General features: G+C 66.5%; 18 protein-coding genes and 1 pseudogene. 9 read left to right on the forward strand and 10 right to left on the reverse strand.

Annotated elements, in window-relative coordinates:
- The first annotated feature begins 170 nt into the window (after positions 1-170).
- Positions 171-2,375 (forward strand): PE domain-containing protein, encoded by a 2,205-nt coding sequence (locus tag ACNQS7_RS27190; protein ID WP_418014980.1) that lies wholly within the window; start codon positions 171-173, stop codon positions 2,373-2,375.
- Positions 2,376-2,628: 253 nt separating this feature from the next.
- Complete coding sequence (locus ACNQS7_RS27195; RefSeq protein WP_418014981.1) at positions 2,629-3,744, forward strand: PE family protein; 1,116 nt, start codon at positions 2,629-2,631, stop codon at positions 3,742-3,744.
- Positions 3,745-3,769: 25 nt separating this feature from the next.
- Here ACNQS7_RS27195 and ACNQS7_RS27200 read toward each other — a convergent pair whose 3' ends face one another.
- Positions 3,770-4,384, reverse strand: a complete 615-nt coding sequence (locus ACNQS7_RS27200; RefSeq protein WP_055577950.1) for a TetR/AcrR family transcriptional regulator — start codon at positions 4,382-4,384, stop codon at positions 3,770-3,772.
- Between the two features lie 83 nt (positions 4,385-4,467).
- On the opposite strand from ACNQS7_RS27200, the gene mshB reads away from it, so the two are divergent.
- Entirely contained in the window at positions 4,468-5,367 is a 900-nt protein-coding gene (mshB, locus tag ACNQS7_RS27205) for an N-acetyl-1-D-myo-inositol-2-amino-2-deoxy-alpha-D-glucopyranoside deacetylase (RefSeq protein ID WP_055577951.1), read from the forward strand.
- Between the two features lie 103 nt (positions 5,368-5,470).
- Positions 5,471-5,932 (forward strand): hypothetical protein, encoded by a 462-nt coding sequence (locus tag ACNQS7_RS27210; protein ID WP_418014982.1) that lies wholly within the window; start codon positions 5,471-5,473, stop codon positions 5,930-5,932.
- A gap of 6 nt (positions 5,933-5,938) precedes the next feature.
- On the opposite strand, the gene ACNQS7_RS27215 is transcribed toward ACNQS7_RS27210, so the two are convergent.
- Complete coding sequence (locus tag ACNQS7_RS27215) at positions 5,939-6,811, reverse strand: PE family protein (RefSeq protein ID WP_418014983.1); 873 nt, start codon at positions 6,809-6,811, stop codon at positions 5,939-5,941.
- Between the two features lie 275 nt (positions 6,812-7,086).
- Between ACNQS7_RS27215 and ACNQS7_RS27220 the strand changes: the two genes are divergently transcribed.
- The gene (locus ACNQS7_RS27220) at positions 7,087-9,660 is read left to right on the forward strand and encodes a bifunctional FO biosynthesis protein CofGH (protein WP_418014984.1); all 2,574 of its coding nucleotides are present in this window, start codon (positions 7,087-7,089) and stop codon (positions 9,658-9,660) included.
- 121 nt (positions 9,661-9,781) lie between these two features.
- Here the strand turns inward: ACNQS7_RS27220 and ACNQS7_RS27225 are convergent, their stop codons facing one another.
- From ACNQS7_RS27225 to ACNQS7_RS27235, 3 genes and pseudogenes are all read right to left on the reverse strand, one after another.
- Positions 9,782-10,114, reverse strand: a complete 333-nt coding sequence (locus ACNQS7_RS27225) for a hemophore-related protein (protein ID WP_055577954.1) — start codon at positions 10,112-10,114, stop codon at positions 9,782-9,784.
- A 214-nt stretch (positions 10,115-10,328) separates the two neighbouring features.
- Positions 10,329-12,352 (reverse strand): annotated as a pseudogene (locus ACNQS7_RS27230) (FAD-dependent oxidoreductase).
- Positions 12,349-12,918, reverse strand: coding sequence for a PadR family transcriptional regulator (locus ACNQS7_RS27235; RefSeq protein WP_418014985.1), 570 nt, complete (start codon positions 12,916-12,918; stop codon positions 12,349-12,351). The pseudogene ACNQS7_RS27230 and the gene ACNQS7_RS27235 overlap by 4 nt, the downstream one beginning before the upstream one ends.
- A 190-nt stretch (positions 12,919-13,108) precedes the next feature.
- Here ACNQS7_RS27235 and fdxA point away from each other — a divergent pair, with 190 nt between their 5' ends.
- The 4 genes from fdxA (at position 13,109) to ACNQS7_RS27255 (ending at position 18,356) form a co-directional block, all read left to right on the forward strand.
- Positions 13,109-13,435 (forward strand): ferredoxin, encoded by a 327-nt coding sequence (fdxA, locus tag ACNQS7_RS27240; RefSeq protein WP_055577957.1) that lies wholly within the window; start codon positions 13,109-13,111, stop codon positions 13,433-13,435.
- Positions 13,436-13,455: 20 nt separating this feature from the next.
- Positions 13,456-14,541, forward strand: coding sequence for a succinyldiaminopimelate transaminase (dapC, locus tag ACNQS7_RS27245; RefSeq protein WP_418014986.1), 1,086 nt, complete (start codon positions 13,456-13,458; stop codon positions 14,539-14,541).
- Positions 14,542-14,616: 75 nt separating this feature from the next.
- Positions 14,617-17,010 (forward strand): amino acid permease, encoded by a 2,394-nt coding sequence (locus ACNQS7_RS27250; RefSeq protein WP_418014987.1) that lies wholly within the window; start codon positions 14,617-14,619, stop codon positions 17,008-17,010.
- A gap of 80 nt (positions 17,011-17,090) precedes the next feature.
- On the forward strand, positions 17,091-18,356 hold the full coding sequence (locus ACNQS7_RS27255; protein WP_418014988.1) for an alpha/beta hydrolase fold domain-containing protein: 1,266 nt from the start codon (positions 17,091-17,093) through the stop codon (positions 18,354-18,356).
- A 12-nt stretch (positions 18,357-18,368) separates the two neighbouring features.
- Here the strand turns inward: ACNQS7_RS27255 and ACNQS7_RS27260 are convergent, their stop codons facing one another.
- The 5 genes from ACNQS7_RS27260 to ACNQS7_RS27280 all read right to left on the reverse strand — a co-directional run bounded on the left by ACNQS7_RS27260 (position 18,369) and on the right by ACNQS7_RS27280 (position 22,906).
- Complete coding sequence (locus ACNQS7_RS27260; RefSeq protein ID WP_418014989.1) at positions 18,369-18,659, reverse strand: hypothetical protein; 291 nt, start codon at positions 18,657-18,659, stop codon at positions 18,369-18,371.
- Between the two features lie 79 nt (positions 18,660-18,738).
- Positions 18,739-20,646, reverse strand: coding sequence for an adenylyl-sulfate kinase (gene cysC, locus ACNQS7_RS27265; RefSeq protein ID WP_418014990.1), 1,908 nt, complete (start codon positions 20,644-20,646; stop codon positions 18,739-18,741).
- Positions 20,646-21,563 (reverse strand): sulfate adenylyltransferase subunit CysD, encoded by a 918-nt coding sequence (cysD, locus tag ACNQS7_RS27270; RefSeq protein ID WP_418014991.1) that lies wholly within the window; start codon positions 21,561-21,563, stop codon positions 20,646-20,648. Before cysD ends, cysC begins: the two co-directional genes overlap by 1 nt.
- 73 nt (positions 21,564-21,636) lie before the next feature.
- Positions 21,637-22,440, reverse strand: a complete 804-nt coding sequence (stf0, locus tag ACNQS7_RS27275) for a trehalose 2-sulfotransferase (protein WP_418014992.1) — start codon at positions 22,438-22,440, stop codon at positions 21,637-21,639.
- A gap of 64 nt (positions 22,441-22,504) precedes the next feature.
- Positions 22,505-22,906, reverse strand: a complete 402-nt coding sequence (locus ACNQS7_RS27280; RefSeq protein WP_418014993.1) for a DUF4190 domain-containing protein — start codon at positions 22,904-22,906, stop codon at positions 22,505-22,507.
- Between the last annotated feature and the right edge of the window lie 7 nt (positions 22,907-22,913).

Raw genomic sequence — 22,913 nt, forward strand, 5'->3', positions numbered from 1 at the left:
CGGGCCGCTTAGTGGGCAACGGCCAATTGGGCCTGCGACAAATTGTTACAAAAATCTACGTTTAGAAAGCGCACGCTCCGGTCAACCCCCGCGATACGCTTCGGTCGGGGGTAGAGGGCACCTGATCGGGCCGGGGTAAGCCAGCAATCATTGCGGTGAGGGGTCGGTCCATGTCATTTGTCTTTGTCGAGCCACAAATAATTTCGGCGTTCGGCGCAGATCTGTCCGGTATCGGGTCGGCGCTCGGCGCTGCCAATGCGGCAGCGGCTGCGTCGACTACGGGCGTGCTAGCCGCGGCTGCCGATGAAGTGTCGGTGCAAATCGCCGCACTCTTCTCGGAGAATGCGGCCGGGTATCAACAGATCAGCGCACAGGTCGCGGCGTCCTATGAACGTTTCGTGCAGGCCGTGACCGCAGGTGCCGGCGCTTATGCTGCGGCAGAGGCGAATACGGTGCAGGCCTTGGTCAACGGACTCGCGGCCCCGACGGTGTCGTTCGAGGGGCTCGGCCAGGCGTGGGCCGGCTTCACCGCCAACGTCGTCAATGCACAGGTGTCGTTCAATCAGTCGCTGGTGGGCACCGAGGTGGCGCTGCGACAGGCCCTGTTCGGTGGCGGGAACGCAGTGTCCAACGCCGTCGACGTCGGCTTGAACGTCGCGAACTCGTTCGTTGGCGGAGGCCAGCAGGCCGTCAATCTGCTTCTCGGAGCACAGGTTCCGGCCGACTTCAACACAAGCTTGGTCATCAACAGCGCTCTTGACGCCAACGTGGGGCCGGGCCTGCTCTCCGGCGCCTTCAGCGGTGGGCTCTCGGGCCTGGGCGCTCAGCTGAATGCTGCCCTGTCGGGCAATGTCAGCGGTGGCTTGCCGGACTTCACCGCACTCGGTAATACGTTCGCGGCCAACGTGAATGCCGGACTCACGAGTCTCGCCCAGACCGGTGGGGTGTTGGCGACCAGCCTGAGCTCAGGCCTGGCCGGGCTCGCGCAGACCGGCGGTTCGTTGGCGGCGAACATCAACGCCGCGCTTTCCGGGCTGCCGAGCTTCGACGTGACGCTGCCGGCGCTGACGGGCGGGTTCACCGCGAATCTGCCTGCGCTGGTTGCCAATCTGACCGGTGGATTCCCGGCCCTGGGGGCTCAGATCAGCACCGCGCTGAACGGGGCCTTGTCGGGGAACTTCGCGTTGCCGAACTTCGCGCTGCCGAACTTCGCGTTGCCGAACTTCAACTTCGCGCTGCCGAACTTCGCGCTGCCGAACTTCGACTTCGCGCTGCCGAACCTGAACTTCACGTTGCCCAACAACTTCACGTTGCCCAACTTCAACTTTGTGTTGCCGAACTTCGCGGCACTGACGCAAGCCGGCGCGACGCTTGCCGGCAACCTGAGTGCCGGACTGGCCAACCTGAACCTCACTCTGCCAGCGCTCGGCGGTCAGATCAGTGCGGCGCTGAGCGGCGCCGTCAATGGCGATACGGCTGGGCTCAATGCGCTGATCAATGGGGTGGCTGCCCTTCCGACGACCGGACTGGCCGGCTTCGAGCAACTGCAGAGCGGCATTTTGGGTGGGTTGGTCGACAACGAGATCGCTTTCAACGAGGCGCTTGTGGCCAACCAGGTCGCGCTGTTGGGTGCACCGGCCTTGGCCGGCCCCGTCGGCTATGCCGTCAACGCAGCCAACCTGCTGGTCGGTACCGGCGAGCAATTCGTCAACGCTATCGTCGGTGCCCCGGCTACCAACCTGACCAGCAGTCTGATCGTCAACGGCGCGCTGGAGTCGCCCGGCTTCCCCATCGGCGGTGGCCTGACCGGTGTTGCCCACCAACTGCTTTCGCTGAACACGGCGCTCGGCGGCGTACCGGGGCTGGAGACATCTTTATTGACCCAGCTGAACCTCACCCCCGACAGCTTGGGGGCGTTGGTGGACAGCCAGTTGGCCTTCAACGCCAACCTCGTCGCCAACGAGCAGTTGTTCCAGACGATGGTCTTCGGGACCGGCGGCGCCCTCAACGGCGCGGTGAACAACGCCTTCAACGGCCTGAACCTGTTGCTGGTCGGTACCCCGCAGGGGGCCATCAACGCTCTGCTCGGCGCCCCGGCGGTAGACCTGACGGGCAGCCTGCTGGTCACCGCGCCGGGAGATGTCTTCGGCGGCGTCACCGCCGGGGGCCTACTGGGCGCGTTCGAGCAGAAGTGGCTGTTCGACGCGGCGGTCCTGAGCAGCCTGTTCTCCCCGATCCAGGTGACGCTCACCGGCGGACTGCCGAGCCTGCTCGCCAACATCAACGCCACGCTGACGGGCGTTCTCACCGGCACCGGCACGATCGGCGGATCGGTCGGTGTCGACGTCGGTGGCGACATCGGCGGGGACCTGTAGGCGCAGCGCCTGATTCATCCCCTGATCGGCCCGTCACCTACCCGGTGACGGGCCGATCGGATTCGCCGCCGATTTCGCGCGACGAAGCATTGTCCCCGTTGCGAACAGCTGTGAGTTTATCTAACTCAGTTCATAGAAAGCGCCTGAGCGGCTCCCGCGGCGCAGCTACCATCGATCCATCCTGAGTTGCGACACGATCGGCCGGGGAGGGCCTTCGTAGCCAGCGTCGTATCAGGAACGGGGAGGTTCTGCGTTGTCTTATTTGAACGTTCTGCCGGAGTATCTGGCATCGGCGGCAACCGATTTGGCCGGCATCGGCTCGTCCATCGGCGCTGCCGGTTCGTCGGCGGCGGCCGCTACGACGGCGGTGTTGCCGGCCGGCGCCGATGAGATATCCGCCGCCATCTCAGCGCTATTCGGCGCGCACGGCCAGGCTTTTCAGGCTCTCAACGCCCAAGCCGCGCAGTTCCATGAGCAGTTTGTGCAGACCATGCGAAGCACAGCGGCCGCGTTCGCGAGCGCGGAAGCCGCCAATGTGTCACCGCTGCAGGCGGTTGCGGCAGCGGCATCCCCGATGGAGCAGCTGGAGCAGGCGCAGATTGCTTTCGGTTCCAATCTGGTGGCCAACGAGCTCACATTCAACAACACGCTGGTGAGCAACGAACTCGCCTTGGAGCGAACCTTTTTCGGCACCGACACCGCTCTCAACGGTGTGATCAACCGCGGCTTCAACGCCGGTAACCTGTTGGTGGGCACCGGCGAACAGGCCTTCAATGCCCTTGTGGGCGTCCAAGTTCCGCCCAACTTCACTTCGAGTCTCTTGACCGGCAGCGCGGCACAGGTCTTCAACAGCGGCGCCATCGGTGGTCCGCTGGGCGCCTTCGATCAAAGCTTGGCCGCCGGTGCGAACTTCGCCGGCTTGTTCGTGGGCAGTCCGCCCGGGCAGGCTCTGCTGAGTGCGCTTCCGGCCCCCGCGCAGTCGCTGTTGAGCTCACCGGCCAGCTTCCTGCAACAGGTACAAACGGCCCAGATCAACTTCAGCGCCAACCTGGTCAATAGTGAAATGGCCTTCAACCACAACCTGGTCGCCAACGAGGTCGCCTGGGAGCAGCAGTTTTTCCACACTGACAGCGCTTTGAACGGTGCGCTGAACCGTGGCTTCAATGTCGGGAATCTGTTGGTGGGCACCGGCGAACAAGCCGTGAACCTGTTCTTCGGGCCGCAGGTGCCGTCGAACTTCACCCAGGACCTGTTGTTGGGCACTGCGGCTCAGCCGTTCAACGGCGGCCAGATCGGCGGCCTGCTGGGTGCTTTCGACCAGAGCATGGAGGCCGGGCTGGATCTCGCCGGATTGATCACGGGTACCTGAGGGCGCCCAAGAGCTACGGCACAGCTCAATTAGTATGCGCTGCAGTTGATTTCGGTGGTATCACGGTATCCACGATCAGGGTCAGTTCGCGGCGGGTCGGCGGTGTCCCGGTGAGCATGAAATGCTGGTTGATCAGGGCCGACCCGATGCGGGCCGTCAGCGGCGTGATGGTCGCAGGATCGATATCACCGTCGTGCACCGCGGTCTTCAGTATCGACTCGACGATCTTCACCCGCGGCACCACCACCGCGTCGACGAAGATCGCCCGCAGTTCGGGCTCGTGGATCAGCTGACTGATGATCTCCAGGCCCGGAAAGTCCGTCTTGCCTGCCAGCACATCGCGATGAGCCGTGAAGACCGCGAGCAGGTTCTCCCGGGCCGACCGGCCGGCGCGCGGCTCGGGCAACGGCGGCACGTTATGTGTCATGGCAGCCTGCACCAGGTCGTGCTTACTCGCCCAGCGCCGGTACAACGCGGCCTTGCCGGTGTGGGCGCGCGCCGCGATTCCCTCCATGGTCAGGCCCCCGTAGCCGACCGCGGCAAGCTCTGCCAAAGTCGCCGAATAGAGTGCCCGTTCAAGAACTTCGCCGCGCCGACGGCTGCGGCTGGCACTCGGTGTGGTCCTGGTCCCCTGCGGCATTGGTCGATAGTAGCCGTTAGCGTTCCTATCGTTCACTAAAGGCGGTTTTTCGGTCGTCGGCCGGTCGGCGGTAGGGTTCGTCCATGCCTGAGACGCCGCGGCTGTTGTTTGTGCATGCACATCCCGACGACGAAAGCCTGGCCAACGGCGCCACCATCGCGCACTACACCGCACGTGGGGCGCAGGTGCACGTCGTGACCTGCACGCTGGGCGAGGAGGGCGAGGTCGTCGGTGACCGATGGGCCCAACTCGCCGTCGACCACGCGGATCAGCTTGGCGGTTACCGCATTAGCGAGCTCAGCCGGGCGTTGCATGCGCTGGGCGTCAGTGGGCCTGTTTATCTGGGTGGCGCGGGACGCTGGCGCGACTCCGGCATGGCCGGCACCGAACCGCGGGGCCGGCGCCGTTTCGTCGACGCCGACGAGCGGGAAGCCGTCGGCGCCCTGGTTGCGCTGATCCGCGAGTTGCGCCCGCACGTGGTGGTGACCTACGACCCCAACGGTGGCTACGGCCATCCGGACCACATCCGCACCCACGCCGTCACCACCGCGGCAGTGGCCGCGGCCGGCCGCCCGGACGACTACCCGGGCAACCCGTGGCCGGTGCCCAAGTTCTACTGGACGGTGCTGGCCAGGGACGCCATGGCTGCCGGTTTGCGGGCGCTGGTGCCCGAGGACCTGCGACCGGAGTGGACACTGCCGCCGGAGGACATTCCGTTCACCTTCCTCGACGACGACATCAACGCCGTTGTCGAGGCCGGTGCGGACGCGCATGCCGCCAAGGTCGCCGCGCTGGCCGCACACGCCACCCAACTCACCGTCGGCGCGACCGGGCGAGCCTGTGCCCTGTCGAATAACCTTGCCCTGCCTATCCTCTCGCAAGAGCACTACATTCTCGTCGAGGGTGTGGCGGGGGAGCGCGACGAGCGTGGCTGGGAGACGGATTTGCTTGCCGGTCTGGGCATCACCGGTTCTGGCAACTAGGCTCTGAGACAGGCCGCCTCGAAGAGGAAGAGGAAGGAACGCGCATGGACCCCGATCTGGACCCTAACCTGCAGCACTGGCAGGACCGACTCGACAGCCTGCAGTGGGTACTCGGTTCCATCGTCTCGCAGATCGACAGCGTCCCAACCTGACCGACATCAAGCCACGCGCCGTCTCGATCGAGGAGACCGGCGCGACAGATCCGGCTATTCGTTTCGTTGTCTTGGCGCTGCTGGCCGTCGACGGGGTGCTCTCCGCTCTGGCCGGGGCGCTGCTCCTGCCCTCCTATATCGGCTCGGTGCCGTTTCCGATCAGCGCGTTGATCAGCGGGTTGGTCAACGCCGCCCTGGTGTGGGCCGCAAGCCGGTGGACCACCTCGCCCAGAATGGCCGCTCTGCCGTTGTGGACCTGGTTGCTCACTGTGGCAGTGGCGAGCCTGGGCGGTCCGGGCGGCGACATCATCCTGGGTGGCCAGGGCGTGATGGCGTACGCGGCTCTGGTGTTGATCGTGCTGGGCGTCGCGCCCCCGGTATGGGTGTTGCTGCGGGGGCGAGCACGGCGCTGATCTTGGTTATGGCAGCGGCGGCCAGGGCGGCAGCGGTGGGAAGAAACTCCGGATCCAGTACCACTCGGTGTAGAGGAACTGGTTGATCGACGCTGATGTGGCCGACCAGAAATTGGCCAGGCCCTGGCTGAAGCTGATAGTGCCGCTCAACCAGTCGAGCGAGTTGAAGAGCGCGGCTTGGACCATCGGTTCGAACAGGTAATAGAAGAAGTTGATCTGCGGGGCCAGTATTCCCACGTAAGGCAACCAACCCACAAGATAGGACGCCAGGTTGAAGCCGTATGCCACATACGGTTCGGCGAAGTTGTAGAAATTCTCGATGGCGGTGGCCCACGACACGGGTATCACGGCGGCCGGGGCCGCCTGCGCCGCCAACGGACCCAGGAGGGCGCTGGTGGCGCTCGCACCGCCGATCCCGCCGGTCGGGGTCAGGCCCAGAGCGCCCAGGAGGTTGGCACCGGCACCCTGCAAGGCACCCTGCACCTGGGTTACGGCCCGGGCGGCCGCCGCAGCCAGATTCGGCGCCGCAGGCCCGACCAGTGGGTGGCCCAGCAATTGCTGCGCCGGCGCGTTGACCGCGTCGGCCAGGGCCCGCGCCGCGCTGCTCTCGGCTCCGGCGTAGGACGCGGCACTCGAGCCGAGAGCCTGGACGAACTTCTCGTGGAACGCCGAGACCTGGGAGCTCAGCTGCTGGTATCCCTGAGCATGAGACGAGAACAGCGCCGCGACCTGCGCGGATACCTGATCCGCCGCGGCTGCCACCACGCCGGTGGTGGGCAGCGACGCCGCGGCGTTTGCCGAGCTGATCTCCGAGCCGATGCCCGCGATGTTGGAGGCGGCGGCCTTCAGCGCCTCCGGATCCGCGTGCAGAAAGGACATCGCACTCACCCCCTACTCGATACCAGGTCGGCAAGGCCCGGCGATGCTATCGCCGGGCGGGACAGGCACCGATTTTATCCCGATCGTCGCCGCTAATTGCCCCAGTTGGCCAAATGGACCCGCTGGTGCGGCATGCTGGTCAGTCGCGTGCCGGCGGTCGCCTGCCGCTACTGTTGCGAAGTGGGACCGGGGACTGCCCGGACTCTCACGGCATGGAACGTTCTCACAGGGTGGGACGGGCGGATGAAATCAGTGAGTGGGGAAGTTACACCAACGTGCCAGTAACACCGGGACCACCGGAGCCGACGGTCTTGCCCAGTCCCGTCGTGCCACCCAGAGTCAGTAGCTCGGCGTTGCGCCGGGTGCTGCGCCGGGCCCGGGACGGTGTCGTCCTCAACATCGACGAAGCCGCCATCGCGATGACGGCGCGCGGCGAGGATCTGGCCGACCTGTGTGCCAGCGCGGCGCGCGTCCGGGACGCGGGCCTGGAATCTGCCGGGCGTCGCGGTGGGTCCGGCAGGCTGCCGATCAGCTACTCGCGCAAGGTCTTCCTCCCGATCACTCACCTGTGCCGGGACACCTGCCACTACTGCACGTTCGTCACCGTTCCGGGCAAGCTGCGGGCCCAGGGCATCGGCATGTACATGGAGCCCGACGAGATCCTCGACGTTGCGCGCCGCGGTGCCGAGCTCGGTTGCAAGGAAGCGTTATTCACGCTCGGCGACCGGCCCGAGGACCGCTGGCCGCAAGCGCGCGAATGGCTCGACGAGCGCGGCTACGACTCGACCCTGTCCTACGTGCGGGCCATGGCGATCCGGGTGCTCGAAGAAACCGGTCTGCTGCCGCATCTGAACCCGGGTGTCATGACCTGGTCGGAGATGTCGCGGCTCAAGCCGGTGGCGCCGTCGATGGGCATGATGCTGGAAACGACGTCGCGCAGGCTGTTCGAGACCAAGGGTCTGGCGCATTACGGCAGTCCCGACAAGGACCCGGCGGTTCGGCTGCGCGCGTTGACCGATGCCGGTCGGCTGTCCATTCCGTTCACCACCGGGCTGTTGGTGGGTATCGGTGAGACGCTCGCGGAGCGAGCCGATACTTTGCACGCGATTCGCAAGTCGCACAAGGAGTTCGGCCATATCCAGGAAGTGATAGTGCAGAACTTCCGGGCCAAGGAGCACACCGCCATGGCGGACGTCCCGGATGCCGGCATCGAGGATTATCTCGCGACGGTGGCGGTGGCCCGGCTGGTGCTGGGGCCAGGCATGCGAATTCAGGCACCACCGAACCTGGTGTCGCGCGACGAATGCCTGGCGCTGGTCGCGGCCGGGGTGGACGACTGGGGTGGGGTTTCGCCGCTGACGCCCGATCACGTCAACCCCGAACGTCCCTGGCCGGCACTGGACGACCTGGCCGCCGTCACCGCGGAGGCCGGCTACGACTTGGTGCAGCGGCTGACCGCGCAGCCCAGATACGTGCAGGCGGGCGCTGCATGGATCGATCCACGGGTGCGCGGACATGTTGTGGCACTTGCCGATCCGGACACCGGCTTCGCCCGCGACGTCAATCCGATCGGCGCACCATGGCAGGAGCCCGACGAGGTGGCTTCTTCGGGCCGGGTGGACCTCGGCGCCGCGATCGACACCGAAGGCCGCAACACCGACACTCGCAGCGATCTCGACAGCGCCTTCGGCGATTGGGAATCCATTCGTTCCCGCGTCCACGAGCTGGCCTCGCGCGCGCCGGAACGCATTGACACCGATGTGCTGGCCGCGCTGCGCTCGGCGGAACGCGACCCCGGCGGCTGCACCGACGACGAATACCTCGCCCTGGCCACCGCCACTGGGCCTGCACTGGAAGCCGTTGCTGCACTTGCTGATTCGCTGCGCCGCGAAGTGGTAGGCGACGACGTCACCTATGTCGTGAACCGCAACATCAACTTCACCAACATCTGCTACACCGGCTGCCGGTTCTGTGCCTTCGCCCAACGCAAGGGGGACGCCGACGCCTACTCCTTGTCGGCGCAGGAAGTCGCCGACCGCGCCTGGGAGGCGCACGTGGCCGGAGCCACCGAGATCTGCATGCAGGGCGGCATCGACCCCGAGTTGCCGGTCACCGGCTACGCCGATCTGGTGCGCGCGGTCAAGGCGCGGGTGCCGTCGATGCACGTGCACGCGTTCTCCCCGATGGAGATCGCCAACGGCGTCACCAAGAGCGGGTTGAGCATTCGCGAGTGGTTGACCGGGCTGCGCGAGGCCGGCCTGGACACCATCCCGGGCACCGCGGCGGAGATCCTGGACGACGAGGTGCGGTGGGTGCTCACCAAGGGCAAGCTGCCGACGTCGCTGTGGGTGGAGATCGTGACCACCGCACACGAGGTGGGCCTGCGATCGTCGTCGACCATGATGTACGGCCACGTCGACACGCCGAAGCACTGGGTGGGGCATCTGAACGTGTTGCGTGGCATCCAGGACCGCACGGGCGGGTTCACCGAGTTCGTACCGTTGCCGTTCGTGCACCAGAATTCGCCGCTCTATCTGGCCGGTGCCGCACGGCCCGGGCCGACCCATCGCGACAATCGCGCGGTGCACGCATTGGCCAGGATCATGCTGCACGGGCGCATCGCGCACATTCAGACCAGCTGGGTGAAGCTCGGCGTGCAACGCACCCAGGTGATGCTCAACGGCGGTGCCAACGACCTGGGCGGCACGTTGATGGAGGAAACGATCTCGCGGATGGCCGGTTCTGAACACGGCTCGGCGAAGTCGGCGGCCGAGCTGGCCGCCATCGCGGAGGGAATCGGGCGGCCGGCGCGCCAGCGCACCACGACATACGCGGCGTTGGTTGCCTAGTTCCCGCGTCATCGGGTAGGCCGACAGCTAAGTGGCTACTGAGCAGGCACAAAAGACCGCGAGCGCAACACCGGCGCTACCCCGGAGGGCAGCGCCGCGGCGTTACGCTCGCGGGTCGAACTCAGTAGTTGTTGCAGACGCCGGCGACTTCACCCACAACGCCGATGTACTGCGCAGCCCCAGGCATAGCCTGCAGCTGGGCTGCCATCTGCGCCCGGGCGGGCGGCGGCGAAGCAAGGAACCGCTGCAGGTAGCTCTGCGCGATCGGCGACGAGTTGAACTGCGCGGCCGCACCCGGGTTGGTTGCGTTCAGCGCGGCGATCACCTGCGGGTATGTGCAGGTGGTGTTGACGACTCCGTCGAACGGATCTGCCGAGGCGACACCGGCTCCCAAACCCAACGACACGGCGGCGGCGCCGGCGGCGACACCCATTCCGATAAACGACAGCCTCATATTGTGGACACCTTCCCCAACTATTGCACCGTTAGCTTCAACGGCGACGACATCTGCCCAGCGGTTGCCGTCTCCGGTCAAGGCTACCAGGCCCCCTGGACTTGCTCCTACGCAAATTGATATCGCACGGCAGTGTGCGGATGTAACTATTCCCTGGTCAGAAGCGTGTAAACCGCGGTTTCGCGGTGAGCGAAATCGAGGGCCCCGGCACCGCTCACAAACGGGACGCCAATTCGGTGCCCTGCCTGATGGCGCGCTTGGCGTCCAGTTCGGCGGCCAGCGCGGCGCCGCCGATGACGTGCGCTGTCACCCCGATGCGGCGCAAATCCTTTTCCAGGTCGCGCACCGACTCCTGTCCGGCGCACAGCACCACACAGTCCACCGGCAGTAGCCGGGGCCGGCCCCTACCGATGCGGATGTGCAGCCCGTCGTCGTTGATGCGTTCGTAACTGACACCGGAGAGTTGGCGGACTCCCTTGGCTCGCAGCGATGCCCGGTGCACCCACCCGCTGGTCTTGCCCAGCCGGGTGCCCTGAGGGCCCGTGCTGCGCTGCAAGAGGTACACCTCTCGCGCCGGCGGTGCCGGCACCGCCGTGGTCAGGCACCCGCGCGCCGAGTGTGCTGCGGTGGGGTCGAGTACGCCCCATTCGGCCCGCCACTCTTTGACGTCCAGAGTCGGCGACTGATCGGTGACCAACAATTCGCTGACGTCGAACCCGATGCCGCCTGCCCCGATCACCGCGACGGATCTGCCGACCGTCCCGACCCCGGTGATCGCCTCGGCGTAGGTCAGCACCTTGGGGTGCTCGACGCCCGGGATGCGGGGAGGCGCGGCGCGACGCCGGTGGCCAGTACGACATCGTCGTATCCGGTGAGGTCGGTGGCGGCGACCCGGGTGCCGAGCCGGACGTCGACGCCGTGTTTGGCGAGCATCGCCGAGTAGTAGCGGATGGTCTCGCTGAACTCCTCCTTGCCGGGGATCCGGCGGGCGAGGTCGAACTGGCCGCCGATGAAATCGTTGCCGTCGAAAAGCGTGACGTGGTGTCCGCGCTGGGCGGCGCCGACGGCCGCGGCAAGCCCGGCCGGACCCGCGCCAACGACGGCCACCGAGTGCGCCCGCCGCGTCGGCGACAGCGTCAAGGTGGTCTCGTGCCCGGCCCGGGGATTGAGCAGACACGACACCGTCTTCTTCGCGAAAGCGTGGTCCAGGCAGGCCTGGTTGCAGGCGATGCAGGTGTTGATCTCGTTCGTCCGCTCGGTCTGCGCCTTGAGCACCCAGTCCGGGTCGCTCAACAACGGGCGGGCCATCGAGATCAGCTGTACCGGCGTCTCCGCGAGGATCCGCTCGGCGGCCTGCGGCATGTTGATCCGGTTGGATGCCATGACCGGAATGCCTACGTGGCCGGCCAGGGCGCCGCTGATGTCGACGAAGCCACTGTTGGGCACCGAGGTGACGATCGTCGGAATCCTCGCTTCATGCCAACCGAAGCCGGAGTTGATGATGGTTGCTCCGGCAGTCTCCACTTCCGTTGCCAGCGAAACGATTTCGTCCCAGGTTTGACCGTCTTCGACGTAGTCGGCCATCGACATCCGGTAGCAGATGACGAAGTCGGGCCCGACCGCGGCGCGGGTGCGGCGCACGATTTCGACTGGGAACCGGCGCCGATTGGCCGGTGTGCCACCCCACGGGTCGGTGCGTTTGTTGGTGCGCGGCGCCAGGAACTGATTGATCAGATAGCCTTCGCTGCCCATGATCTCGACGCCATCGTAGCCCGCGTCCGCGGCCAACTGTGCGCAGCGGACGAAATCGGAGATGGCCGACTCGACACCGCGCCCACTGAGAGCCCGAGGACGAAAAGGGTTGATGGGCGCCTTGATTGACGATGCACTGACCGAAAACGGGTGGTAGGCGTAGCGCCCGGCGTGCAGGATCTGCAGCAGTATCTTGGCGCCCTCGTCGTGTACCGCACGGGTTATCCGCCGATGGCGCCGGGCTTCGGCCGGGGAGACCAGCTGTGCGGCGAATGGCAGCAGCCATCCGGTGCGGTTGGGTGCGTAGCCGCCGGTGATGATGAGTCCGACGCCGCCGCGGGCCCGTTCGGCGAAGTACTCCGCGAGCCGGTCGGTGTGGCCGGCGCGGTCTTCCAGCCCGGTGTGCATGGAACCCATGACGACCCGGTTGCGCAGGGTCATGCAGCCAAGGTCCAACGGAGACAGCAGGTTCGGGTACGACGTCATGACTTCTCCCGCAGTGCTCGGGCCACCTCGTCGAGCCACTCGACGAGGCTTTCCTCGGCGCGGATGCCGCCGCGCAGGACGAGGTACTGGTGCAACGCGGCATCGCGCAACACAGACGGGTCGGGAAAGCCGCGCCGCTGCAGTGAGCGGTAGGTGTCCAGTGACGCGGCACGCTCCGCGCGCAAGGCGTCGACCTGGGCCCGCACGGCGTCGATGTCGCCGTAGACCGCTCCTCGCAGCTTCACCGCGATGTCGCGGGTGCCGTTGTCGCTCAACGCGGTACCGCGGCCGGGCCGGGACGGTTGCAGTGGCTCGGCGATCCAGCGCGCCAATTCTTGGCGGCCGTAGGCGGAGACGGTGTAGACCCTTTTGTCGGGGCGGCCGTGCTGAGCCACCGTGGTGGCCCGGACCCAGTCCTCGTTCTCCATGGCGCGCAGTGTCCGATAGATCTGCTGGTGCGTTGCGTGCCAGAAATAACCGATCGAGCGATCGAAGCGGCGAGCCAACTCGTAGCCGGAACCGGCCTGTTCGCACAGCGAGACCAGGATCGCGTGAGGCAGTGCCACCCGCGAAACGTTAGGTGCGGCGGCCGTTACTATGCAACTAAGTTCATAGCGGTGGGCTGACCCTCGGGCGTGCCAATTGCCCGAGTTGTATCTGCGACGTTTAGTATCAGTAACCGAACGCTCACCTTAGAAGCCCCTGGGGTGACGCGACCTGCAGCCCGTTCATGGAGGACACGTTGAGGAGACGTCCGTGACGTACACGATTTCCCAGCCTTGCGTCGACATCAAGGACAAGGCTTGCATCGAAGAGTGCCCGGTGGACTGTATCTACGAGGGTGCCCGGATGCTGTACATCCACCCCGACGAGTGCGTCGACTGTGGAGCATGTGAACCGGTCTGCCCCGTCGAAGCGATCTACTACGAAGACGACGTGCCCGACCAGTGGAGCCAGTACACCCAGATCAACGCCGACTTCTTCGTCGAGTTGGGGTCGCCGGGTGGCGCGGCGAAGGTCGGCCTGACCGAGAACGACCCGCAAGTGGTCAAGGACCTGCCGCCGCAGGGCGAGGACGACTGAGCGCGCCACAGCAACGCCGGGTGTCGGCGGCGCTGCCGGAGTTTCCGTGGGACACTCTGGCCGCGGCCAAAGCCACGGCCGCGTCCCATCCGGACGGCATCGTCGACCTGTCGGTGGGCACCCCGGTGGACCCGGTCGCGCCGCTGATCCGGGAAGCCCTGGCGGCGGCCAGTTCGGCGCCGGGATACCCCGCCACCGCGGGGACCACGCTGTTGCGCGAGTCCGCCGTCGCGGCACTGGCCCGCCGATTCGGCGTCACCGGCCTCTCCGAGGCGGCTGTTCTTCCGGTGATCGGCACCAAGGAATTGATCGCCTGGTTGCCGACCCTGCTGGGGCTGCGCGGCGCCGACGTCGTCGTCGTGCCGGAACTGGCTTATCCCACCTACGACGTGGGTGCACGACTCGCCGGGACACAGATCGTGCGGGCGGATTCGCTGACCCAGCTCGGCCCCCAGTCCCCGGCGCTGATCTACCTCAATTCGCCGAGCAATCCCACGGGGCGTGTCCTGGGCCTCGATCACCTGCGCAAGGTGGTGGGTTGGGCGCGCGAGCGGGGCGTGCTGGTGGCCTCCGACGAGTGCTATCTGGGGTTGGCCTGGGAGGCCGAGCCGCTCTCAGTACTGCACCCCTCGGTGTGCGACGGCGACCACACCGGGTTGCTGGCCATCCATTCGCTGTCGAAGAGCTCCTCGCTGGCGGGTTATCGGGCGGGCTTCGTCGTCGGGGACCGCGATCTGGTCGCCGAACTGCTGGCCGTGCGCAAGCACGCCGGGATGATCGTGCCGACCCCGGTGCAGGCCGCCATGGTAGCCGCACTCGACGACGACGAGCACGAGAAGGTGCAGCGGGAACGGTATGCGCAACGCCGCGCAGTGCTGCTGCCGGCGCTGCTGTCGGCCGGCTTCTCGGTGGACCATTCGGAGGCGGGTCTGTACTTGTGGGCAAGCCGTGGCCAGGGCTGCCGGGACACCGTCGGGTGGCTCGCCGAACGCGGCATCCTGGTGGCGCCCGGTGATTTCTACGGCCCCGGCGGCGCCCGGCACGTCCGCGTCGCGCTGACCGCCACCGACGAGCGAATCGACGCCGCCGCGGCCCGCCTCAGCTAGCCTTCTTACCGCGAGCAGACGCGAAATCGCGTCAATTGTGCGGTATTTGTGCGATTTTGTGTCTGCTCGCCAGTGATGAGGGGGTGCAGGTTGGCGAGTCCGGCGGGCAAGTCGGTGAGCAGGTTGCGGATCCCGCTGACCCTCGGCGATGTCCTCAAACGGGTGTTTCTGGGCAAGCCACTGATCACCGAGCAGCTGGCCGGCGAGCGGTTATCCAACGGAGTGGCCCTCGGTGCCCTGTCACCGGACGCCATCTCGTCGACGGCCTACGGCCCGGAACAGATCCTGATCGAGTTACTGCCCAACGCCGGGTTGGCGGCGTTCGCGCTGTTGCTGCCCGTGACCGGTGTCATCCTGCTGATCCTCCTGTTGGTTGCGGCGTCCTACCGGCAGGTGGTGATGGCGTACACCCGGGCGGGCGGCTCCTATATCGTGGCGCGCGACAACTTCGGGCCCCGGGTCGCGCAGATCGCCGCGGCGGCCCTGTTGATCGACTATGTGGTGACCGTGGCAGTGCAGTCGGCTGCCGGAACGGTGGCCGTGGTCTCGGCGCTTCCCGCGCTGGGACCGTACAGCCTCGAGATCACGGTCGGCGTGGTGATCCTGATCTGCTATCTAAACCTGCGCGGAATGCGGGAAGCCGGAACGCCTTTCGCGGTGGCAACCTATTTCTTCATCGTCATGGTCGCCAGCACCATCGTGGTCGGCGTTGTCCGCCACCTGTTCTGGGGTTTGCCGGTATACGACCCCGGGCAACTGCCCGGAACGGTGCCGGTGCATCAGGGCAACGGCCTGGTGATGGGCGCGACGATTCTGGTGTTGTTGCGTGCCTTCGCAAACGGCGGTTCGTCGCTTACCGGCGTGGAGGCCATTTCCAACACCGTTGATCTGTTCCAGAAACCGCAGGGCCGCAACGCGCGCCGGGTGCTGACCGCGATGGCATGCATTCTCGGGTTTCTGTTGGCCGGCGTCGCGTATCTCGCGTACGCCACCCACGCCACGCCCTACCTGACCGAATATCCCTCGGTGCTGTCCCAGATCGGTCGTGCGGTCTTCGGCAACGGCGTCATCGGGAATGTCTTCTTCTTCCTGGTGCAGGCGTCCACCGCGGCAATTCTGTACACGGGCGCCAACACCAGCTTCAACGGCTTCCCCGCACTGGCCAGTTTCGTGGCCGAAGATCGTTTTCTGCCAAGGCAATTGATGAAGCGTGGGCACCGCCTGGTGTTCTCCAACGGCATCATCGCGCTCACCGCGCTGTCGGTGGTGCTGTTGGTGACCACCGGCGGTTCGGTCAGCGCGCTGGTGCCGTTCTATGCGATAGGCGTGTTCACCGGTTTCTCCATGGCCGGTTATGGGATGACCAAACATCACCTGACACACCGGGAACCGGGTTGGCGGCACCGGCTGGCAATCAACCTCTCGGCGGGCATCCTTTCGACGATCGTGGTGGGCATCTTCGCGGTGGCCAAATTCACCGAAGGCGCCTGGCTGGTGGTCGTGGTCTTTCCGCTGCTGGTGTTCATGCTGATCCGGCTCAACCGCGAATACCGGGCTGAGGCAGCCATTCTCGAGATGTTCCGCGCCGATCGTCCGGAGATGGTGAAGTATGCCCGGCACCGGGTGTACATCTTCGTCAACTCGGTCGACCTCGCGGTGATCGAAGGACTGCGCTATGGCAAGGGATTACGGGCCGACGAGTTGATCGCGGTGCACTTCATGGTCGACGCGGCCCACGCCGCACACCTTCGAAAGCGCTGGGATGAGTTCGGTCTCGACACGCGGCTGCGCATCGTGGACTGCCCGGATCGGCGGATCAACAGGGCCGCCCAGCTTCTGGTCGCCAAAACGAGCAAGGAGCATCCGGACACCAACGTGACGGTGCTGCTGCCGCGCCGGACCTACGCGCCGCTGCTGGGACGGCTGCTGCACGACCGCACCGCGGACAAGATCGCCCGCGCGGTGAGTCTCATCCCCGATGCCGCGGCCACCATCGTCCCCTACGACGTCGAATCCCGGATCAAAGAGGCCTACCCCGACCGCTTCGAGCAGCGGATCGCGCGACGGCTCGACAAGATCGAAGCCTGGGTATCCCAGGGCGAGGACCGCAACGTCGAGGCTTATGAGCACCCCGAGCGGCCCGAATCGGTGATCACGGTGGCCGGACTGATACCCGGGCAACGGGCCACCATCGAGGGGCGGGTGCGCGAGGTCGAGGACATCAACGAACACCGGCGCACGGTGCGGCGGATCGTCCTCGGAGATGACACCGGAGATCTCACTGTCACGTTCCGTTCCAGTCACGGGGGCGCCGACATTCAGCCCGGGCAGGTCCTGCGGATCACCGGCAAGGCCCGGCAGACCGGGAACCGGCCGATCTCGATGGTCGACCCCGCCTATGAGGTGCTGCAGCAGCCGCAGGAGACACACGACGCCGGCGGCGCCGGCGAGGCGGGGGAAACTGGTTGAGAGGGGTTCACGGCGGGCAGTTAGGTTAGTTAAGGAAGCATCGGGCCCGTGGCGGCCGAGGTCGACGGGAGGGGAAGTCGATGAAGCGGATAGCGGCGGTAATCGTGTCTCTGGCTGGCGTGCTGTTCGCCGTAAACGGCTACCGCCCGGTCAGCAAGCGCGGCTACCTGGCAGGACATGCGTTCGGCTACGGCCTGTTCGCGACCGAGCTTCCCGTGCCGGCGCTCGCCGCGCAGTTTGCCGCGCTTGCCGCGGTAACTCCCCGGGTGCCGCCCCGCACACGCCTGGTCAGCTGGTTGCTGGCGACGATATCCGGGCTGGGGCTGCTCGGCCTGCACCGCAGCGCGCGGTCGGCGGACGAGGTGCTGACCTCGGCGCTGAACGAAGGGCTGGGCCCCGACCGGCGCACCGAGGCCGGCGACCTGTGGAAGCGGCCGACACCCGACGGCGCCACTGCCAAGAAGCCCGGTCCGGCCCGCATGCTGCGCATTTGGCGCCACTATGCCCACGACGTCGATATCAGCTACGGAGAATTCGGTTCGCGTAACCACCTTGACATCTGGCGTCGTCCTGACCTCGACCACGGCGAACCGGCCCCGGTGCTGTTGCAGGTCCATGGCGGGGCCTGGATGGTGGGCAACAAGCGCGGCCAGGCGCACCCGCTGATGAGCCATCTGGCGGAGCTCGGCTGGATCTGTGTGTCGGTCAACTACCGGCTCAGCCCGCGCTCGACCTGGCCCGACCAGATCGTCGATGTGAAGCGGGCGATCGCCTGGACGAAGCAGAACATCGCGGAGTACGGCGGCGACCCAAACTGGATTGCGATCACCGGCGGGTCGGCCGGGGGCCACCTGTCTTCCCTCGCGGCACTGACGCCGAACGAGCCGCGGTTTCAGATCGGCTTCGAAGAGGCGGACACGCGGGTGCAGGCGGCGATCCCGTTCTACGGGTTCTACGACTTCACCCGGGACGACGCGGTGCATCCGATGATGCCGGCCATGATGGGTAAGCGGGTATTCAAGCTGAGCCGCAACGAGATTGCTGAGCCCTTCCGTCTCGCCTCGCCGATCACCCACATCTCCGAGGATGCGCCGCCGTTCTTCGTGCTGCACGGCACCAACGACTCGCTGATCCCGGTCGAGCAGGCGCGCAGTTTCACCAAGCGCCTGCGGGAGGTCAGCCGCAACCCGGTGGTGTATGCCGAGTTGCCCCGGGCGCAGCACGCTTTCGACATTTTCGGCTCGGCCCGCGCCGCGCACACCGCGGTGGCCGTCGAGCAGTTTTTGGCCGAGGTCTACGCCCGCGACCGGGTCGGGGTGTCCCGTGACGGACGGCGCGTCGGCTAGCGGCGCTGCCTGTCAGTCGTCGATGTGGATCGGCGGGTCGGTGAAGGCGAAGTCGCCGGAATTCTGGCCGGGACCCATCTGATCGCAGCGCTTGTCCGGCACCAGATACGAACTGGCTCCGTTGGGAACCAGACGGGCGACCGCGACGCACCGTTGCCAGGTGCCGTCGGGCTGGACGGGGCCGTCGCACTTGCTGATGAAGGGTCCGCCGTACAGGCAGCCGGCGCTAGCCGGCGGTGCCAGGGCGACAAGTCCCCCGGCCATCAGCATGACAGTAAGTACTCCGACGATGCGGTGCCTCATGGTGTCTCCCGTCGCATGTGCTAATGGCCGGTGGGTCACCATCGACGTTACCGCTCATGCAGCGTTTTAAGCGGAAGTGCTACCGCGGCGGCCGGGGACTCACCTCGTTGAGCAAGCTGATGACCTGAGCAGCGAGTTCGTCGATATCGGCGTTCGTGGTGTCCAGCACCAGGTCGGGATTCTCCGGCGGCTCGTAGGGCGCATCGACTCCGGTCAGGCCCTTGAGTTCGCCGCTGCGGGCCCGCGCGTACAGGCCTTTGGGGTCCCGTTTTTCGCACTCGGGCAGCGAGGTGGCGACATGCACTTCCAGGAACGGCAGTTTGGCCGCTTCGCTGAGAGCACGGGCGGTCTCGCGGTCGGACTTCAGCGGCGACACCAGCGATGCCAGCGCCACCACACCGGCGTCAGCCAACAGTCGCGTCAAATGTCCTACCCGCCTGATGTTCTCGGTCCGGTCGCCGGGGGAGAAGCCGAGGTCGTCGGACAGGCCGTGGCGCAGGTTGTCGCCGTCGAGCAGGTAGGCCACCCGGCCCGATTCGACCAGTGCGCGCTCGACGGCCACCGCGACGGTCGACTTGCCGGACGCGGGAAGTCCGGTGAACCAGATCGTCGCACCCGGCTGGCCGGTGGCGGTCCAGCGGTGCTTGCGGTCCAGGGCCGAGGGGTGCCAACGGATGTCGGTGCGCTGGTGGGTGCCCGGCTTGACCTCGCGGGCCTCGACGATGGTGCCGGCACCGACGGTGTCGTTGGTGGTCTCGTCGATCAGGATGAAGGCGCCACTGTCCCGGTTCTCGTCGTACGGGTCGGCGATGACGACCGAGCTGGTGCGCAGGGTGACTGTGCCGATGTCGTTGAGTACCAACTCAACTGGACCGTCAAGCTCGTCGAGTGTCTCCGGGTCGAGTCGCGAGTGCAACTCCTGCACGGTCGCCCGCACGCTCTTGGTGGTCTGCTTGAGGGCCAGGCGGTCCCCGGCCCGCAGCGGGGAATCGACGAACCAGCACACGATCGCGTCAAGCTCACGGGCCAGCACCGGGGGCACCGCGTCTTCGGCGCCGCTGATGAAGACGTCGCCCCGGCCCACATCGATGTCGTCGGCGAGCTCGATCGAAACCGAAAGCGGCGCAACGGCTGTCGTTCGGTCCTCGTCGAGGGTGTCCAGGGCGGTCACGGTGGAGCGGGTGCCGGCCGGCAGCGAGATCACCGGGTCGCCGACGCTCAGCGTCCCCCCGGCGAGCCGGCCGGTGTAGCGGCGGCGCACCTCCGCGGTGGGCCGCGAGACCCACTGTACGGGCAGCCGCAGCCACGACGCCTCGGCTTGCGGGGCCACCAGTTCGACGTTCTCCAGATACTCCAGCAGGGTGGGCCCGGTGTACCACGGCGTGCGATCGGAGCGATGTACGACGTTGTCGCCGAGCTTGGCGGCCAGCGGGATCACCGTCAGGTCGACTTCGCCGAGCCGCGCCGCGACGTGACCCAACTCTTCCTCGACTTTGGCGAAACCCTCCCGGTCGAAGTCGATCAGGTCGATCTTATTGACCGTGGCGACGAAGTGCTTGATGCCCAACAGCTTTGCGATCCGCGCATGCCTGCGGGTCTGGCGCAGCACGCCGGCTCGCGCATCGACCAGCAGGACGGCCACGTGCGCATTGGAGGCACCGGTGAACATGTTGCGGGTATAGCGCTCGTGGCCGGGGGTGTCGGCCAGGATGTAGCTGCGGTTCTCGGTGGAGAAGAAGCGATAGGCGACGTCGATCGTGATGCCCTGCTCGCGCTCGGCCCGCAGACCGTCGGACAGTGCCGCGAGGTCGGCGATGCCTTCCTCGTCGGTGACCGCCTCCAAGTGGTCCAGTGGCAGGCTGTCGGTGTCGTGCAGCAGCCGCCCGATCAAAGTGCTCTTGCCGTCGTCCACCGAACCCGCGGTGGCGATGCGCAGCAGTTGACGCGTCTTGCTTTTGGTCGGTGCGAGCCGATCCTCGACTGTCATCAGAAGTATCCCTCTCGCTTGCGGTCTTCCATCGCGGCGGCCGACGTGCGGTCGTCGGCGCGGGTCTCGCCGCGCTCGGACACCGTGGCCGCCGAGATCTCGCTGATGACCCGGGTGATGTCGGTGGCCTCCGAACGCACTGCCCCGGTGATGGTCAGGTCGCCGACGGTGCGGTAGCGCACCCACTCCACGGCGGCCGTTTCGCCGTCGGCCGGGCTGGCATACTCCGACACGGCCAGCAGAATGCCATCGCGTTGGAAGACCTCGCGTTCGTGCGCGTAGTAGATCGACGGTATTTCAAGGTTTTCCAGCTCGATGTAACGCCAGACGTCGATCTCGGTCCAGTTGCTCAGAGGAAACACCCGGACCTGCTCGCCCTTCTTGATCCGGCCGTTGTAGAGGGTCCAGGGCTCGGGGCGCTGGGCCCGCGGATCCCACTGGCCGAACTCGTCGCGGAAGCTCAGGATCCGTTCCTTGGCCCGGGCGCGTTCTTCATCGCGGCGGGCGCCGCCGAAAGCCGCGTCGAAACCGCCCTCTTCGAGCGCGTCGAGCAGCGTGCGGGTCTGGGCGCGGTTGCGCGAGGCGGTCGGCCCGGGGTCGGGCACCCGGCCCTTATCGATGGACTCCTGCACCGACGCGACGATCAGCTTGTGCCCTTCTCCGGTCACCCGGCGGTCGCGGAACTCGATCACCTCGGGGAAGTTGTGCCCGGTGTCCACGTGCATCACCGGGAAGGGCAGCGGTAGCGGCCGAAAAGCCTTTTCCGCCAATCGAAGTAGGACGATCGAGTCCTTGCCGGCCGAGAAGAGCAGGACCGGTCGCTCCAGCTCGGCGACGACTTCGCGGATGATGTGCACCGCCTCGGCCTCGAGCAGGCGCAATTCGTCGACGTGAGTGGTGTCTATCGCTCGGGTCATCGGAGCCGCTCTCCCCCGCGCGCGGGAGGTGCCCCCACCTCATCACTTCGTTCTGCGTCGTCGTCGGCTCGGGTCACGTTGGCAGTCCCTCTCTTTCGGCGTCCACACGGTAGCGGTCCACCCACTCGTCGGAGCGCTGGTCGGCCTGGCGTTGCAGCACCGGCTCGGGTGCCAGTCGCCGGTCCAGGCCCAGTTGCTCGAGGATGTCGCCGACCACTTCGGTCAGATTGCGCCACAGCACCGGATAGGAAATCTCGATAGGTTTGACGTTCTCTTCGGCGAACCAGGCCTTCCAGCCCTCCTCCTGCGCCTGCAGCATTCTCACCACGTGCGCGATGGCGCCGGCGTGGTAGGTGGCTCGTGCGTCGCGCACCGGGTCCGGCCTACCTCGCCACACCCGGGTCTGCACCGCCCGCCAGAACGACACGGCCTGCGACACCACGTCGGGCCGGTGGATGTGGATCAGCAGCGGGTCCTCGCCCACCACGTCCCGGATCGCGGCCAGCAATCCTTCGCCGGACCGCTCTTTGAGACCCGCGACCCGGTCCAGCAGCAGCGGTGTCTGATTCCACATCAGCTTGCCGCCCCACACCCCGTTTGGTGTGCGGCCGACGGTGCGGATGTAGTCACGCCAGATCTCGGCCGGCGCGAGGTCGGGCTTACCCTCGTCCAGCGGATCCAACAGCTTCAGGATCGACTCGTCCTCGACGCCGGCGAACCACTCACGCGGTTGCGGGGACTGGCTGGTGGTAGGCAGATATTGGAAGAACTCCTGAGGCTCGCCGGCCACACCGGTCGCACGCAGCGATTCCACCAGCAGGGTGCTGCCGCTGCGCTGGGATGCCAGCACCAGATACGACGACGGATGATCGGCCACCCACGAAGCCTAACCGCACGGAAATGTGGTGCAACACTTGCGGTTACCTTCAGCGTGATGTTAACTATTGCGCCGCTGTGGGCCACGCTTCGGTGCTGACCAATGGGCGCAGGGAACTGTAATTGTCCTCATCGCCGTCGTGCCGGTGGGTCGACCCGAAGATGAACGCGGCGACCAGGAAAGCCAATGTCAGGGTACTGACCACGAGGCCGGCAATCGCAAGACCGCGACCGCCTTCACCGGTCCGCCTGATCTGGCCGAGCCCAACTACGCCGAATATCAGGCCGAGGATATTTCCCAGGCCGCAGGTGAAGAATCCAGCGATCGCGGCGACGAACGACGCGATTGCCAGTGCGTTCGTCCGCGGCGCCACATAGGGCGGCGGGGGATAGCCGTAGGCGCCATAACCGCCCGGCGCCGGTGGTGGATATCCCGGTGGCGGATAGTTGGGCGGTTGTTCCGTCACGGGGACC

The sequence above is a fragment of the Mycobacterium sp. 23 genome (genome assembly GCF_048287075.1).
GTDB lineage: Bacteria > Actinomycetota > Actinomycetes > Mycobacteriales > Mycobacteriaceae > Mycobacterium > Mycobacterium gordonae_B.